Consider the following 16637-nt stretch of genomic DNA (forward strand, 5'->3'; position numbering starts at 1 on the left):
TTCCCAAGATGAATGTATTAGTAATCGGAAGCGGTGGTCGTGAGCATGCTATCGCTAAACAATTTAGTAATTCCCCATCAGTTCGTAAGGTATTTGTTGCACCTGGCAATGATGGAATGCGAGGCGATGCAGAGGTCGTTGCTATTGATACGATGGATTTTGCAGGTTTAGCGCAATTTGCAAAAGAAAATGCAGTAGATTTAACTTTCGTCGGACCTGAGCAACCACTTGCTGAAGGGATTGTAGATTTCTTTATTGCTCGTGGTTTACGTGTATTTGGTCCAACAAAAGAAGCAGCACAAATCGAAAGCAGTAAATCATATGCTAAGGATATTATGAATAAATACAATATCCCAACAGCTGCTCACGAAACGTTTACAGAAGCAGAGAAGGCAATCACATATATTAAAGAACAAGGTGCACCTATTGTTATTAAAGCGGACGGCTTAGCGGCTGGAAAAGGTGTGGTTGTTGCTATGACACAGGAAGAAGCCATTGAAGCTGTTCAGGATATGATTGGTAATCAACGTTTTGGTGAATCTTCTTCCCGTGTTGTTATCGAGGATTTCTTAGATGGTGAAGAATTCTCATTTATGTCATTCGTCCATAAAGGTCAAATTTATCCAATGGTTATTGCTCAGGATCATAAACGAGCATACGATGGAGATAAAGGTCCTAATACAGGTGGGATGGGTGCTTATTCACCGGTACCTCAAATTTCACAGGAAATAGTAGACGTAGCTTATAAAACAATTGTTGAACCAACTGTTAAAGGCATGGAATCAGACGGTGTATCGTTTACTGGTATTTTATATGCAGGGCTCATATTAACGAAAAATGGTCCAAAAGTGATTGAGTTTAATGCACGCTTTGGGGATCCAGAAACACAAGTCGTTTTACCACGAATGGTTTCTGATTTTGGTGATTTTATGATGGCTTTAATGGATGAAAGACCATTTGATTTACAATGGTCAGAAGAAGCAATGCTTGGTGTTGTAATTGCTGCAGAAGGATATCCAGGGGATGTTGAAAAAGGACATGCATTACCTTGTTTAGAGAATCTATCAGCTTCACATGCCGTATTCCATGCAGGTACAAAGCTTGCAGGTGACAAATTCGTTGGTAACGGTGGGCGAGTTTTATTAGTTGGAGCAAAAGCATCTACTCTAAAAGAAGCGCAAGAAAAAGTATATGCAGGTATTGCAACTGAAGAATGGAACAATTTCTTCTACCGTAAAGATATTGGATGGCGAACATTTAAATAAAATTTCATCATGCTTTGAAACTTATTATTGTTTTCAAACGTATGATTTATAAGGGTAAGAGCCGTCTCACATAGTTGAGACGGCTCCTTTGACTAAGAAGGATTTTGTGCTTTATTTGTAGAATTTCTACTGTCTGAGGAATTTTGATTTGAAGTGCTGGCGTCAGATTGCTTTGAAGCAGTTGCGTTTGATTCTGACGAATTACCAGATATGGCAGAGGAGAAATCTTTCATGAGTTTGTCGATTTGCTCAGATGACATGGATTGATTAGATGTCATAGATTGATCAGATGACATAGAATTTTGTCCGCTGAGCATACTTTGCATAGAGCTATTCATGGCATTTTGCATATTGGAACCCAGTAAAGCTTTTGTCGGGCAATATTTAAAGATACCCTCAGCCATTTTCATAGCACCTAATGCTATCATTAATCGACCTCCCGTACAGTTAGGATTTCTTGAGACCCTAGCGATGCCAAATGCCGTCATACTTGTACCCATGGCAAAGCGACAGAAGGCATTTTTTTCACTTAAATTAGCTTGTTGCATCATACTATTTCCTCCTTTAGTCATTGTGGAAAAAATAAAGCGGGGTGCACTTTGCTTTATGAAAGTGCTGTGTTACGATTGAAACAAGATGATTGCATAAAAAACTCATTTTAATGAAAAAATGCGCTTATGCAGTAGTAGTATGTGATATCACATTAGAATTACACAATGAAATTTTTACGTAATTTAGGAAGGAGCGAATAGAATGGATCCAGTATGGAAAATTACAAAATTACGCCAACAATTAGCAGTAATTGATGGTAAAAAGGCACCGGATATTGTGTTAAAAAATGCACGTTATTTACATAGCATGCTCAAACAATGGATAGTAGGAAACATTTGGATTTTAGGAGATCGAATTGTCTATGCTGGTGACAGAATGCCTCCTTTAATAGAGGGAACAGAGGTGGTTGATTGTACGAATAAAACAATTGTACCAGGCTATATTGAACCTCATGTCCATCCATTCCAGCTCTATCATCCACAATCATTTGCTGATTTTTGTGGACAGTTAGGCACAACTGCTTTTATTTCTGATAATTTAAGTTTTGTTTTATCTTTAGAAAATAAGAAAGCGTTTTCAATATTGAATCAGTTGAAAAAGCTTCCGTTTTCTTTTTACTGGTGGACACGCTTTGATTCACAAACTGAGATGGAGCAGGAGGAAGAGATTTTCTCTAATACATCAATTTTAGAATGGTTAGAACGGGATGATGTTTTACTTGGAGGAGAATTAACGGGCTGGCCAAGATTATTGCATGGGGATGACCAAATGCTCTATCGTATGCAAATGGCTAAAGGATATGGCAAAAAAATAGAAGGACACTTTCCTGGAGCTTCAGAAAGAACTTTAGCCCGTATGAAATTGCTTGGAGCAGATGGTGATCATGAGGCAATGACAGTGGAGGAAGTGGAAAGGCGTATTATGCAGGGGTATGCGGTAACACTTCGCCATTCTTCGATTCGCCCAGATTTACCGCATCTCTTAAAAGGAATTGTAGAAAAAGAGCTTCCTATTTTTGATCATTTAATGATGACAACGGATGGCTCAACGCCTTCTTTCCATCAGGATGGTGTGATGGATAAATGTATTCAAGTAGCTTTAGATGCAGGTGTATCACCAATAGATGCCTATCAAATGGCTACTTATAATGTGGCACGCTACTACAATATGTCCAACCTACATGGTTTTATCGCGACAGGACGCTTTGCTTCTTTGAATATTTTACAGGATGAATGGCATCCAGTTCCTGAAAGCGTATTGTCCAAGGGTGTCTGGTTAAAACGTGATGGACAGCGTGTGCATAAACTTGCAGCTATTGATTATTCAGCCATTCCAGCGTTTGATTTAGGATTTTCATTGAATTCTCATGATTTCCAGTTTTCAATGCCTTTTGGAATTGAGCTTGTGAACGATGTAATTACAAAACCATATAATTCCTTAGTTACTAGGGAGGGGCAACTTGCTGATCATGATGAGAGTTATTTAATGCTCATTAATAGAGACGGCAATTGGCACGTCAATACGATGATTAAAGGCTTCGCGACTAGTGTTCAAGGATTTGCCTCATCTTACTCCAATACGGGTGATATTTTACTTATTGGAAAAAATAAAGAAGATATGATAAAAGCCTTTGAGGAAATGAAAGCAATGCAGGGTGGTATTGTCCTTGTAGAAAAGGGAGAGGTTATTGCTTCTATTCCTTTGACAATCGGTGGTCTACTTTATGATGGAGATGTAGAGGAGCTGACAAATAAAGAACTAACTTTAAAACAAGCATTAGCTGAACGAGGTTATCGCTTAGGTGACGCAATCTATACTCTATTATTTTTACAATCCACTCATTTACCTTATATTCGTATAACACCAAAAGGGATTTTTGATGTTATGAAGAATAAGTTATTATTACCAGCAGTTATGCGCTAGTTGGATTTCACTTTAGCGTAACTATAGTCCAATTACAGTTTGTGTGATTGTTTAAAGGAGAGAGAGTAATGCTTGTGCTTAAATCAAAAAAACTATTCATTACTATGGCATTTAGTGCCTTGTTGATAGGAGGATGTTCAAAGGATTCCTCGGAAGTAAAGGAAGACGAAAAGAATAAAACTGAAGAAGAGCCAGTTATTGAGGAGCCTGTAAAAGAGGAAGCATTTCTTGCTCCGTTAACAGGTGAGGCTGTTAAAGAAGAAATCACACAACGTCCAATTATTGTGACGATTAATAATCATCCAGCTGCACGTCCGCAATCGGGAATAGCAGCAGCGGATATTATTTATGAAATGCTGGCAGAGGGTGATGTTACTCGTTTTTTAGCAGTCTATCAAAGTGAGTTACCAGAAAACTTTGGACCTGTTCGTAGTGCAAGATCCTATTTTGTCGATATGGCAAAGGGCTTTGATGCCTTTTATGTAGCTCATGGTTATAGCCCAGAAGCAAAATCAATGCTTGAGAATAATGTAATCGAAAATATAAATGGCATGAATTATGATGGTACACTCTTTAAACGTTCGAAGGATCGTGTTGCACCACATAATTCATATATTTCATCTGAGAATTTATTAAAAGGCGCTAAAAATATAGGCGCTTCAATGATTTACAGCGAAAAAGTGCGTCAGGCTTTTTATGAACCCGATGAACGTGGTAAAATAGGCATTGAAACAAGTAAAGTTGACATTTACTACGGAAATAGTGAGTATTTCCACAATTCGTATGTGTATGATCATCAAAGTAATCATTATGGACGACAATCGGCTGGCGTTGACACAAAGGATATGTTAACAGGCGAGGCATTATCATTGGCAAATGTTCTGTTTTTTGAAATGAACCATCGAACAATTGATAATGTTGGACGCCAAGAAATTGATTTAACTTCTGGTGGAAATGCGTACGTATTCCAAAATGGATATATGAGAGAAGTTAAATGGGCTAATATTGATGGATTACCGATGGCTGTAGAAGAATCTGGGGAGCTTGTTAAATTAGCACCAGGAAAGTCATGGGTTCATTTCGTACCAGCTTCACCAGGGTTACAGGCAATGGTGAAAACGCAGCCTTAAAGGGAGGAAAATTGCATGCAAATCGAAAAAATTCGAGGGCATCAAACAGATCAATTGTTTAAAGCAGTGTTAGAGCTGAAAGACATCGAAGAATGCTATAAGTTTTTTGATGATTTATGTACGATTAGTGAAATTCAATCACTGGCACAGCGCTTTGAAGTTGCGCATTTATTACGTTTAAAAAAGACCTACGAATCAATCAAAAAGGAAACAGGTGCTAGTACAGCAACTATTTCTCGTGTACGACGTTGCTTTGATTATGGAAACGATACATATGATGAAATGCTAGGTCGTTTGTATCCTGATGAAAAACCATTTCAAGCACCAAAAGAATAGTAGGTAAAGAGGCTGGGTAGAGTTTCTGCTCAGTCTTTTTCATTTTTTTGTCGTCAGTCATAAGCTATACTTGTAAACGAATAGATACAAAATGATAGGTGGTAAAATCAATGGATTATTTAGAATGGAGACATGTGTTTAAGCTTGATCCAGCTAAAGAAATTACAGATGAAGCATTAGAAAAAATTTGCGAATCAGGAACAGATGTCATTTTAGTTGGTGGGACAGATGGTATAACATTAGACGGTGTATTAGATTTGCTTGTCCGTGTAAGACGCTTTGAGGTACCGATAGCGCTTGAAATTTCTACAATTGAATCGGTAACACCAGGGTACGACTATTACTTTATTCCGACAGTATTAAATAGTGATGATCCTAAATGGATTAAAAACTTACACCATCAGGCTATAAAGGAGTATGGGGATATTATGGTGTGGGATGAGCTAGTAGCGGAGGGCTACTGTATATTAAATCCACATTGTAAGGCTGCTGAGGTGACAAATGCGAAAACGGATTTATCAATAGATGATATTGTTGCTTATGCACGTCTGGCTGAAAATTTTTTTAAGCTACCAGTATTTTATGTAGAATATAGCGGAACTTATGGTGATATTAATGTTATTAGTGCTGTGAAGCGGGAGCTTAATAATACACGATTGTTTTACGGTGGTGGTATTACTTCTACAAAGCAGGCAGCTGAAATGGCAAAATATGCGGATACAGTAGTAGTAGGTAATATTATTTATGATGATTTAAAAGCTGCACTTGCTACTGTTAAGGCTGTTAAAAATACGATATAATTTAAGAACAAACGTTTGTAAGGCGGTGCAAAATGGAGCAGTTAACAAAAAATTTATTAGCAGGTATGAATCCTGAACAGGAGAATGCGGTCAAAACGACTGAAGGGCCACTTCTAATTATGGCGGGTGCTGGATCAGGAAAAACGCGTGTACTAACACATCGTATTGCGTATTTAATCATTGAAAAAGAAGTATATCCATCAAAAATCTTAGCCATCACTTTTACCAATAAGGCTGCACGAGAAATGCGAGAACGTATTGATGGCATTCTTGGAAATGGGACGGGCGATAGTATGTGGGTATCCACATTTCACTCGATGTGTGTACGTATTTTAAGACGTAATATTGATCAGCTTGGAATGTCACGTAATTTTTCAATTTTAGATTCCACAGATCAACTATCAGTCATTAAAAATGTGATGAAGGAAGAAAATATTGATTCGAAGCGTTTTGAACCTCGTGCTATTTTAAATGCAATTAGTGCAGCAAAAAACGAATGTATTGCAGCAGATGATTATGTCGCCCAAATCAATGAGCATAATCCCTACGAAAAAACGGTTGCACAAGTTTACAAAGGCTATGAAAAAAGATTACGCCGCAACCAATCCCTAGATTTCGATGACTTAATAATGACCACTATTACATTATTCAAGCGAGTCCCAGAGGTGCTTGAATACTATCAAAATAAATTCCAATATATTCATGTTGATGAGTATCAAGATAGTGCGACACGTTGCTAATTGAAAAGATTAGCCACTAACGAATGTTAGGAGAACTAAGAATCAGAAGAGTCGAATGAAGAGGTAACGCTCAGAAAGGCTCGCCTAATCCTCCGAATAGCGTAGATTTGTGCAATCAAAGCTAGGTTATAAGCTCGGTGAAGTCAGTTGAATATCACCCTAATCGAAAGAAGGAAAGCGGAATAGAGGTATTCTGTGTGATAGATAGGCTGGGGTTCTATAAGAAAATCTATGGTTAGAATGTAAATTATATAACTATTTACTGACGAAATTCCGAATGTACGGCTCTAGAGGTATAGCCATTCGAAAGGGTGGTCCGTCACGCGCGGGTTAGTGAGGTGGAGTAAGATTTGTCTTTATGAAACACCTTATGATGTTACAGGCATCATCCAGCTAACAGGGTTAGAGGAATGACCTAAGGATTTTATATGAAAAGATATGATTCTTGGAACGTGGGAAGCTGGTTACGTGGAGAGATTGCACTCAGTGAAGCGGTATGAGGGAAAGCTACTATGTATGTATAACCTCATTTTAAGTACAGTGAAAGTGATGGCACAGTACCAGTGAAGCCGTGATAATAAGCGGTGGAGGGATAGCCATTAGTTAGTTAATTGAAAAAACAGGCTATATTTCGTGACTAATAGGCTCAAGTAGGACTAAGAGAAATGAAATAGTAGAATGAAGAGCAATTAACTGATGGAACGCCGTATGAGGGGAAACTCTCACGTACGGTGTGAATGGGGGGAAAAGCTAGAGACCACTTCAAAGGCTTACCTATCCATATCCAATAAATCTCAATATTTACTTGTGCAGTTATTGGCTAAAAAATTTAAAAACATTTGCGTTGTAGGGGATTCAGACCAATCAATCTATCGCTGGCGCGGGGCAGACATTGGCAATATCCTATCCTTTGAAAAGGATTATCCAAATGCAAAGGTTATTATGCTTGAACAAAATTATCGTTCAACAAAACGCATCCTCCAAGCAGCAAATGACGTCATTCAAAATAATACAACACGTTACCCAAAAGAACTGCGTACAGAAAATGCAGAAGGTGAAAAAATCGTCTTGTACAAGGCGTATAACGAGCAAGAGGAAGCACAATTCGTTATACAAACAATTCAACAGCTGATTAAAAAAGATAATCGCTCATTCGATGACTTTGCGATTTTATATCGCACAAATGCTCAGTCACGTGTTATGGAGGAAGTACTTGTTAAATCCAATATGTCTTATCAAATTGTTGGCGGTACAAAGTTCTATGATCGTAAAGAGATTAAGGATTTACTGGCTTATTTACGTCTTATTGCCAATAATGATGATGATTTATCGCTGGCACGTATTATTAATGAACCAAAGCGCAGTATTGGTGCTACCTCCTTTGAAAAAATGGCGCGCTATGCAATTGAACAAGATCGTTCAATTTTTGATGCCATGAATGACCTTGTATTTATGGGGCTATCAGGCAAGGCTGCAAATTCAGCTGAGCAATTCTATGCGATGATTAAAGGCTATACAGAGATGCAGGAATATTTATCGGTCACTGAAATGGTAGAGCAGGTGATTGAAAAATCTGGTTATCGAGCAATGCTACAAAATGAAAAAACGATTGAAGCAGAAAGCCGTCTAGAAAATATTGAAGAATTTTTATCAGTAACAAAAGCATTCGAAGAGCGTAGTGATGATAAGAGCTTAATAGCCTTCTTAACAGATTTAGCACTTATTGCAGATATTGATGCATTAGATAAAGAAGATACATCCAAAGGCAATATCATTTTAATGACGATGCATGCCGCAAAGGGTTTAGAATTCCCCGTTGTCTTTATCATTGGAATGGAAGAAAATATCTTCCCGCATTCTCGTTCACTTGATGATATGGATGAAATGGAAGAAGAACGGCGTCTAGCTTATGTTGGCATAACTCGTGCAGAGGAGCGTTTGTATTTAACGTGTGCACAAAGCCGAACGATTTTTGGTCGTTCTAGTTATAACAATGCCTCTCGTTTTTTACGTGAAATTTCAGAGGATATTACACAATCTATTTCCAAAGGTGGCGCGAAACCTGAAGTTCCATTTGCTTCTAGTAACCGTTCGGCAGGCAATTATCAAAGGCGAACACTTGGAGACATTCAGAAAACGCAGCCTGCAACCTCTCGATTACAAGCAACTGGTGGAGACCAATTTGGCTGGAAGGCTGGAGATAAAGCAGTCCATAAAAAATGGGGAACAGGTATGGTTGTTAGTGTAAAAGGTGAGGGTGATAGTACAGAGCTAGATATCGCCTTTCCACAACCAATCGGTATTAAACGATTACTAGCACAATTTGCACCTATTGAAAAAGCGTAAGCGGAGGAACTAAAATGAACGAAATCGAACAACGCATTGCGGAACTAAATAAATTATTGCATGAATATGGTCATGCCTACTATGTGTTGGATCAACCTGTCGTAGCAGATAGTGTCTATGATCAATTATTACATGAGCTTATTGCACTAGAGGAAGCAAACCCGTCATTAATTTTCCCAGATTCACCAACCCAGCGAGTTGGCGGAGCAGTGGTAGACGGTTTTAAAAAGGTGACGCATGATTTTCCTATGCTAAGTCTTTCTAATGCTTTTAATGAAGTCGATTTACGTGAGTTTGACCGAAAAGTACGTCAAGCAATTGGTGATCATTTTTCCTATGTTTGCGAGTTGAAAATCGATGGTCTTGCCATTTCCTTAAAATATGAAAATGGTGTTTTTGTACAAGGTGCAACGCGAGGAGATGGTGTTGTAGGAGAAGATATTACTGCGAATTTAAAAACGATTCGCGCGATACCTTTGCGTTTAAAGGAACCAATCACGATAGAGGTTCGTGGTGAGGCGTATATGCCTAAGAAATCCTTTGAAGCATTAAACACTCAGCGTGTTGACAATGGAGAGGAGCTATTTGCTAATCCTCGAAATGCGGCTGCAGGTTCATTACGTCAGCTAGATCCTAAAATCGCTGCAAGTCGTCAATTAGCAACATTCATCTATGCTATTGGCGGCGATGGTGAAGTATATGGCATCGATGGTCATGCAGAGATGCTTGATTATTTAGAGGGGATGGGATTTCCTTCTAATAAGGAACGTCAACGCTGTTCAATGATTGAGGAGGTATTAGCCTTTATCGATAAATGGACAGAAAATCGTTCGAATTTAGCTTATGAAATTGACGGCATTGTTATTAAGGTGGACCGTTATGCTCAGCAGGATGAATTAGGGTATACAGCAAAGAGTCCACGTTGGGCAATCGCCTATAAATTCCCTGCTGAGGAAGTAGTAACAACATTACTTGATATTGATTTAACAGTTGGTCGTACAGGTGTTGTGACGCCGACTGCCATTTTAACGCCTGTTCAAGTGGCGGGTACGACAGTTCAACGTGCATCATTGCACAATGAAGATTTAATCCGTGAAAAGGATATTCGTATAGGCGATACAGTCATTATCCGAAAGGCTGGTGACATTATTCCGCAAGTTGTGGGAGTGCTGCTGGAGCAACGACCTGAGGATACAGTGCCTTACGAAATGCCTAAAAATTGCCCTGTCTGTGATAGTGAGTTGATTCGCATAGAGGGTGAAGTAGCATTACGTTGTGTAAATCCTGCATGTTTTGCACAAATTGCTGAAAGTATTAAATACTTTGTATCACGAAATGCGATGAATATTGATGGGCTAGGTGATAAAGTCGTTGAGCAATTATTGCGTGCGGGTTTAATTCACGATGTATCTGATCTATATCATTTAACTGTTGAGCAACTTGTTGAGCTTGAGCGCATGGGTGAAAAATCAGCGACAAATTTAGTACATGCTATCCAGGCCTCAAAGGAAAATTCAATGGAGCGCTTATTAATCGGACTAGGGATACGGCATGTTGGTGAAAAGGCTGCAAAAATAGTTTCTGAAACATATGGAACGATGGAGGCAGTAATGGCAGCAACAGAGGAGCAGCTAGTTGAAATTTATGAGATTGGCGATAAAATGGCCTCTTCGCTTGTTGAGTATTTTTCAAATGAGGATGCATGTGCAGTGATTAGTCGTCTAGCAGAAGCAGGCGTCAATATGATTTATAAAGGTAAAAGGGTAGAGGTAACTGTAGGAGATAATCCTTTTGCAGGTAAAACAATTGTCTTAACTGGTAAACTTGAGCAATTGACACGTAACGAAGCAAAGGCGAAAATAGAAGAGTTGGGTGGTATTGTTACAGGCAGTGTCAGCAAAAAAACAGATCTTGTCATTGCAGGAGCAGATGCCGGTTCTAAACTAACAAAAGCCGAGCAATTAGGTATTGAAGTTTGGGATGAGGACAGCCTGATAGAACAACTTAACCTCGTTTAACAATTTAGATGATTATCGTAGTACTTGATGAATTGTCCTAACAGATTTGACAGAAAGCCAAGGCATTTTAATAGCAGATGCCAGCTTTCTGTTTACATAAGAACAGATTCATCAAGTAGAAATTGAATATCAGTAAAGGAGTATTAAAATAATGAAGTCACTTCGACTCATTCCAGCAATTATCGCTGCTACAATGCTAGTTGGCTGTGTGCCTACTAAGAAGGGGACAGAGCTTACACAAGAGACACAACAGGAAAAAGCGGAAACAACCGTTATTCCAAGCTTTAAGATAGATGAATCCTATTATAGTGCGTTAACTCCTTACAAGGAAAGTGCTAGCAGGGGATTGGTAGTTTCAAATATATATACAAAATATGATATGAAGGAAGTAGAAACAGGCTTGATGCGTCTTTCTCAAAAGGAGTTTGACACAGAGAATTTTTTCTTCCAGGAAGGTCAGTATTTAGCTAAAAGTACAGTGACCGATTGGCTAAAGCGTAGTTCCCAAGTCAAGGATGGTTTAAATCCTCCTTCAGTGGAATCTATGCCACCAGAGGAGCGTGCAAAGAAGGCACCTATATATTTATCACATATTGTTGAGCAAAATTATTTAACGAAGACAAAAGATAATAAAGTGAAATTAGGCGGTATTTCGATAGGACTTTCCTTAAACTCTATTTACTATTATCAAAAAGTAAAATATGGGGAGTATTATGAGGAACCAATACCAGAGTCAGCACTTGTTGAACAAGGCAAGAAAATGGCTACAGAAATTGTGTCTCGACTAAGAGCTCGTGAAGAATTGAAAGATGTCCCTATTGTAATAGGCTTATTTAAACAGAAAGCTAACAATGATATTATTCCAGGAACATATTTTAGCTATGGCGTTGCAAAATCTGGACAAAACGATGTAGCGGATTGGCAAGTAATTGATGAAGAATATGTCCTATTCCCAACAGATGAATCGAAGGATGTTTATCGAGAGGATAGCAATGAATTTAAGAAATTTAAATTGGATATCGATAAATATTTTTCTAACTATACGAGTGTGATAGGAACAGGCTTCTATCAAAATAAAGAAATACAAAAGCTAAAAATAGAAGTACCCATTCAATTCTTCGGTCAAGCAGAAATTATTGGTTTTACCCAATATCTAACTGGTGTTCTCATTAATCATTTCGATAATATCAATGTTGAAGTAAGTATTACTTCGATAAACGGTCCAGAGGCGTTAATTATTAAGAAATCGAATGATAAAGAACCTTATGTGCATATCTATGAATAAAATATAGTCAGCTCCGGGCTGGCTATATTTTTATGTAGCCATCCAAAGAAAAGCTAGAAAAAGAAGGATAGAAATAACGAAGAAATGGATACACCTATAAAGAGACAACACTCTGCCACAGTAGTGAAAGTTTCTATATTTTTGGTGAAAGTTGTGATTTTTAATAGGAAAAATGTTATGATTATTTGCATGGTTAACTTTATTCAACCCTATTGTTATCAAGAAAAACAATGATTTGAATGTGTATTCGGAGGTGTAAAAAATGGCAAAATTAACAAAAGAGGAAGTTAAGCACGTTGCAAATTTAGCACGTCTTGCTATATCAGAAGAGGAAGCTGAAAAGTTTGCTGAACAGCTTGGTAAAATTACAGACTTCGCAGAGCAATTAAACGAACTAGATACAACGAATGTTGAACCAACAACTCACGTCCTACCATTAGTAAACGTTATGCGTGAAGATGTGGCAACAAAAGGCTTAGACCGTGAAGTAATGATGTTAAACGTAAAGGAACAAGAAGATGGTCAAGTAAAAGTACCAGCTATCATGTAATACTAAAAAATAGGAGGATTCCTCATGACGTTATTTGAACGTTCAGCAAAGGAGCTACAAGCTGACTTAAAAGCGGGTAACTTAACTATCGCTGATTTAACAAAAGAAGCATATGAACGTATTGCCAAGCTTGATGGCAATGTACAAGCATTCCTTGCTTCAAATGAAGAGAAAGCAACTGCACAAGCAGCTGAAATGGACAAAGTGCCATTTGAAGAGCGTGGACCACTGTTTGGTCTTCCCATCGGTGTAAAAGACAACATCGTAACAGAAGGCTTAGAAACAACTTGTGCTTCTAAAATTCTAGAAGGCTTTATGCCAATATATGATGCAACTGTAGTGAAAAAGCTACGTGATGCCGGAATGGTAACGATCGGTAAACTAAATATGGATGAGTTCGCAATGGGGTCTTCCAATGAAAACTCCTACTATAAAACAACAAAAAATCCTTGGAACTTAAACCACGTACCAGGTGGTTCTTCAGGTGCATCTGCCGCAGCAGTAGCAGCAGGGGAAGTACCATTCTCACTTGGCTCTGATACGGGTGGTTCTATCCGCCAACCAGCAGCTTATTGCGGTGTGGTTGGGATGAAGCCTACATATGGTCGTGTATCTCGTTTTGGACTAGTAGCATTTGCATCTTCTTTAGATCAAATCGGACCAATTACACGTAATGTTGAAGACAACGCTCTTTTACTTGAGGCAATTTCAGGTTTAGATCCTAATGATTCAACGTCTGCAAACGTAGAAGTACCAAACTATGTAGCAGCTCTAACTGGTGATGTAAAAGGCTTACGTATCGCTGTACCAAAAGAATTCTTTGGTGAAGGTGTTGGTGAAGCAGCACGTCAATCAGTGCTTGATGCGTTAGAAGTATTAAAAGGCTTAGGTGCTACAGTAGAAGAAGTCTCACTTCCTCACTCCAAATATGCACTTGCTGCTTACTATATCCTATCTTCTTCTGAAGCGTCCTCGAACCTTTCTCGTTTCGACGGTATCCGCTATGGTTTCCGCGCAGAAAACGTTACAAATTTAATGGACCTTTATAAAGAAACACGTGCACAAGGCTTTGGTGATGAAGTAAAACGTCGCATTATGCTTGGTACTTACTCACTAAGTGCAGGTACGTACGATGCTTACTATAAAAAGGCACAACAAGCCCGTACACTAATCAAAGCAGACTATGACAAAGTATTCGAAGACTTTGACGTAATCATTGGACCAACTGCACCAACACCAGCATTCAAAATTGGTGAAAACGTGGATGATCCAATGACAATGTATGCAAACGATATTTTAACGATTCCAATCAACCTAGCTGGTGTACCAGCCATTTCCATCCCGTGCGGCTTGGAGAATGGATTACCATTAGGCTTACAAATTATTGGTAAATACTTTGACGAAGCAACAATTTACCGTGTAGCTCATGCTTTTGAACAAGCAACAGAGTTCCATAAACAAGTTCCTCAAATTTGGGAGGGAAAATAACATGAACTTTGAAACAGTCATTGGTTTAGAAGTACACGTTGAGTTGAAAACGAACTCAAAAATCTTCTCACCAGCACCAGCTCATTTTGGTGCTGAACCAAATACAAATACAACAGTTATTGACTTAGGATACCCTGGTGTTCTGCCAGTGCTAAATAAAAATGTTGTAGATTTCGCTATGCGTGCTGCACTTGCACTGAATATGGAAATCGAACAAGAAACAAAATTTGACCGTAAAAACTACTTCTATCCTGACAATCCGAAAGCTTATCAAATTTCTCAATTTGATAAACCAATTGGAAAAAATGGGTGGATCGATATTGAAGTAGATGGCTATACAAAACGTATCGGTATTACACGTCTTCATATGGAAGAAGATGCTGGTAAGCTTTCTCATGCTGGTGACCACTCTTTAGTTGACTTTAACCGTCAAGGTACACCACTTGTAGAAATCGTTTCTGAGCCAGATATTCGCACACCAAACGAAGCGTATGCGTATCTTGAAAAAATAAAATCAATCATCCAATATGCAGATGTTTCAGACTGTAAAATGGAAGAGGGATCTTTACGTTGTGATGCCAACATCTCAATCCGCCCATATGGTCAAGAAGAATTTGGTACAAAAACAGAGCTTAAAAACCTGAACTCCTTTAACTATGTTCGTCGTGGTCTAGAGCATGAGGAATTACGTCAAGCTGATGTTCTTCTTTCAGGTGGGGTAATTGAGCAAGAAACTCGCCGCTTCGATGAAAAAACAGGTAAAACTATCCTTATGCGTGTTAAAGAAGGAACTGATGATTACCGCTACTTCCCAGAGCCTGACTTAGTACGTCTATCAATCGATGATGAATGGTTAGAGCGTGTAAAATCAGAAATTCCTGAACTTCCAGATGCTCGTAAAAAACGCTATGTTGAGGAACTAGGCTTAACACCATATGATGCAGGTGTTCTTGTTATTTCAAAAGAAATCTCAGACTTCTTCGAGGCTATGGTAGCTAAAGACGCGGATGCCAAGCTTTCTGCAAACTGGCTTATGGGTGATGTTTCTGCCTACTTAAATGCAGAACAAAAAGATCTTAAAGATACTGCATTAACGCCAGAAAATCTTGCTGAAATGGTGAAATTAATCACGGATGGTACAATTTCTTCTAAAATCGGTAAAAAGGTATTTGCTGAATTAGTAGAAAATGGTGGCTCAGCACAAGATATCGTTAAAGCAAAAGGTTTAGTTCAAATTTCAGATGAAGGTGCATTACTTGCGATTGTTACAGAGGTCCTAGACAATAATGCACAATCAATCGAAGACTTTAAAAATGGTAAGGATCGTGCTATCGGCTTCTTAGTAGGTCAAATTATGAAGGCTACAAAAGGTCAAGCAAACCCTCCAATGGTCAATAAATTATTACAACAAGAAATTGCAAAGCGTTAAAAATAGATGGTACTAGGCTATAGCCTTAGTACCATCTTTCCTTTTATAGTTTGGTTTCCATTAAATTTCCATCCTGATAAAGCGAATAGCGATGTGTAGGCGTATTAAATGATTGCCCTTCGCATTTTAATTGCTGAGCTTTCGTTAAATTTTCTTTAATCGTTGCAAGTCGTTGCCGTTCTGTATAAACAGGATCTAAGTTATAGGAAAGGAATACAGCTGCATCTTTCGGCAATTGAATATGTCCCGTTTCGTCCACCTCATAGGTAGTATTCCCAATTGTAATTTTTTCTCCCTGCCTATACCCAATATCAAGTAAATTATTTGTCATAAAGGCATTGAGACCATCCACCATCTGACGTCCGGCAAAAATTTTCCCGTCTTCACGTAAATAATGCTCCACAGACGCACCACTATTTTTCACCGTAAACCAACCTGATTCAATGCCAACACTTTTGCATATCTCTAATGCTTCTTCACTAGAATACGAATACCTTGTACCAATTAAACCAGATTTACTTGTGAGACTTGAAAAGAATTCGGCAATTTTATCTACATTTTTATAATCTTTTGAAGAATAGATAGATGAAGCCTCTACACAAAAATGCTCTCCCATATCCGTTATGGCGGGACCTAGAATAGAGCCAGAATGATGATAGTAGCATTTCATCACTGCAGTTACACCATTATAATTAAACCGATAGTTAGCGCCATCAGTAAATTCAAGAACATTATTTTTTCCTGTATCTCTTGAATTTTTTGACCTTGTAAAGTA

At 38.4% G+C, this 16637-nt stretch carries 12 protein-coding genes and 2 pseudogenes; 12 read left to right on the top strand and 2 right to left on the bottom strand.

The features are described 5' to 3' along the window. Positions 1 to 8 precede the first annotated feature (8 nt). Positions 9 to 1265, top strand: a complete 1257-nt coding sequence (gene purD, locus AC3WOM_RS12175; RefSeq protein ID WP_492447024.1) for a phosphoribosylamine--glycine ligase — start codon at positions 9 to 11, stop codon at positions 1263 to 1265. Positions 1266 to 1357: 92 nt separating this feature from the next. On the opposite strand, the gene AC3WOM_RS12180 is transcribed toward purD, so the two are convergent. Further along, positions 1358 to 1816, bottom strand: a complete 459-nt coding sequence (locus AC3WOM_RS12180; protein WP_427548376.1) for a YgaP-like transmembrane domain — start codon at positions 1814 to 1816, stop codon at positions 1358 to 1360. Positions 1817 to 2018: 202 nt separating this feature from the next. Between AC3WOM_RS12180 and AC3WOM_RS12185 the strand changes: the two genes are divergently transcribed. From AC3WOM_RS12185 to gatB, 11 genes and pseudogenes are all read left to right on the top strand, one after another. Next, positions 2019 to 3740 carry an adenine deaminase C-terminal domain-containing protein gene (locus tag AC3WOM_RS12185; protein WP_492447027.1) on the top strand — a complete coding sequence of 574 codons (1722 nt, stop codon included), beginning with the start codon at positions 2019 to 2021 and terminating at the stop codon, positions 3738 to 3740. Between the two features lie 74 nt (positions 3741 to 3814). Further along, positions 3815 to 4870 carry a DUF3048 domain-containing protein gene (locus tag AC3WOM_RS12190; protein ID WP_492447077.1) on the top strand — a complete coding sequence of 352 codons (1056 nt, stop codon included), beginning with the start codon at positions 3815 to 3817 and terminating at the stop codon, positions 4868 to 4870. Positions 4871 to 4885: 15 nt separating this feature from the next. Further along, the gene (locus tag AC3WOM_RS12195; RefSeq protein ID WP_004225717.1) at positions 4886 to 5206 is read left to right on the top strand and encodes a YerC/YecD family TrpR-related protein; all 321 of its coding nucleotides are present in this window, start codon (positions 4886 to 4888) and stop codon (positions 5204 to 5206) included. A gap of 110 nt (positions 5207 to 5316) precedes the next feature. Beyond that, the gene (gene pcrB / locus AC3WOM_RS12200; RefSeq protein ID WP_492447029.1) at positions 5317 to 6006 is read left to right on the top strand and encodes a heptaprenylglyceryl phosphate synthase; all 690 of its coding nucleotides are present in this window, start codon (positions 5317 to 5319) and stop codon (positions 6004 to 6006) included. A gap of 32 nt (positions 6007 to 6038) precedes the next feature. Further along, positions 6039 to 6731 (top strand): annotated as a pseudogene (locus AC3WOM_RS12205) (UvrD-helicase domain-containing protein); the annotation flags it as partial. A gap of 798 nt (positions 6732 to 7529) precedes the next feature. Next, positions 7530 to 9092 (top strand): annotated as a pseudogene (locus AC3WOM_RS12210) (3'-5' exonuclease); the annotation flags it as partial. Between the two features lie 14 nt (positions 9093 to 9106). Next, entirely contained in the window at positions 9107 to 11110 is a 2004-nt protein-coding gene (ligA, locus tag AC3WOM_RS12215; protein ID WP_492447031.1) for an NAD-dependent DNA ligase LigA, read from the top strand. A 151-nt stretch (positions 11111 to 11261) separates the two neighbouring features. Then, positions 11262 to 12395 (top strand): CamS family sex pheromone protein, encoded by a 1134-nt coding sequence (locus tag AC3WOM_RS12220; protein ID WP_492447033.1) that lies wholly within the window; start codon positions 11262 to 11264, stop codon positions 12393 to 12395. A 262-nt stretch (positions 12396 to 12657) separates the two neighbouring features. Further along, entirely contained in the window at positions 12658 to 12945 is a 288-nt protein-coding gene (gene gatC, locus AC3WOM_RS12225) for an Asp-tRNA(Asn)/Glu-tRNA(Gln) amidotransferase subunit GatC (protein ID WP_054772107.1), read from the top strand. A 24-nt stretch (positions 12946 to 12969) separates the two neighbouring features. Continuing rightward, positions 12970 to 14433: an Asp-tRNA(Asn)/Glu-tRNA(Gln) amidotransferase subunit GatA gene (gatA, locus tag AC3WOM_RS12230; RefSeq protein ID WP_492447034.1), complete on the top strand. Its 1464-nt coding sequence runs from the start codon at positions 12970 to 12972 to the stop codon at positions 14431 to 14433. A 1-nt stretch (position 14434) separates the two neighbouring features. Continuing rightward, positions 14435 to 15862: an Asp-tRNA(Asn)/Glu-tRNA(Gln) amidotransferase subunit GatB gene (gene gatB / locus AC3WOM_RS12235; protein ID WP_427548388.1), complete on the top strand. Its 1428-nt coding sequence runs from the start codon at positions 14435 to 14437 to the stop codon at positions 15860 to 15862. Positions 15863 to 15905: 43 nt separating this feature from the next. On the opposite strand, the gene AC3WOM_RS12240 is transcribed toward gatB, so the two are convergent. Then, positions 15906 to 16535, bottom strand: a complete 630-nt coding sequence (locus AC3WOM_RS12240) for a hypothetical protein (RefSeq protein ID WP_492447036.1) — start codon at positions 16533 to 16535, stop codon at positions 15906 to 15908. Between the last annotated feature and the right edge of the window lie 102 nt (positions 16536 to 16637).

The organism is Lysinibacillus sp. FW301-JW8, assembly GCF_058788755.1.

What these genes read in the sequence shown, in the direction of transcription:
- purD (WP_492447024.1), top strand. Translation starts at nt 9, where the DNA reads ATGAATGTATTAGTAATCGGAAGCGGTGGTCGTGAGCATGCTATCGCT.
- AC3WOM_RS12180 (WP_427548376.1), bottom strand. Translation starts at nt 1,816, where the DNA reads ATGATGCAACAAGCTAATTTAAGTGAAAAAAATGCCTTCTGTCGCTTT.
- AC3WOM_RS12185 (WP_492447027.1), top strand. Translation starts at nt 2,019, where the DNA reads ATGGATCCAGTATGGAAAATTACAAAATTACGCCAACAATTAGCAGTA.
- AC3WOM_RS12195 (WP_004225717.1), top strand. Translation starts at nt 4,886, where the DNA reads ATGCAAATCGAAAAAATTCGAGGGCATCAAACAGATCAATTGTTTAAA.
- pcrB (WP_492447029.1), top strand. Translation starts at nt 5,317, where the DNA reads ATGGATTATTTAGAATGGAGACATGTGTTTAAGCTTGATCCAGCTAAA.
- ligA (WP_492447031.1), top strand. Translation starts at nt 9,107, where the DNA reads ATGAACGAAATCGAACAACGCATTGCGGAACTAAATAAATTATTGCAT.
- AC3WOM_RS12220 (WP_492447033.1), top strand. Translation starts at nt 11,262, where the DNA reads ATGAAGTCACTTCGACTCATTCCAGCAATTATCGCTGCTACAATGCTA.
- gatC (WP_054772107.1), top strand. Translation starts at nt 12,658, where the DNA reads ATGGCAAAATTAACAAAAGAGGAAGTTAAGCACGTTGCAAATTTAGCA.
- gatA (WP_492447034.1), top strand. Translation starts at nt 12,970, where the DNA reads ATGACGTTATTTGAACGTTCAGCAAAGGAGCTACAAGCTGACTTAAAA.
- gatB (WP_427548388.1), top strand. Translation starts at nt 14,435, where the DNA reads ATGAACTTTGAAACAGTCATTGGTTTAGAAGTACACGTTGAGTTGAAA.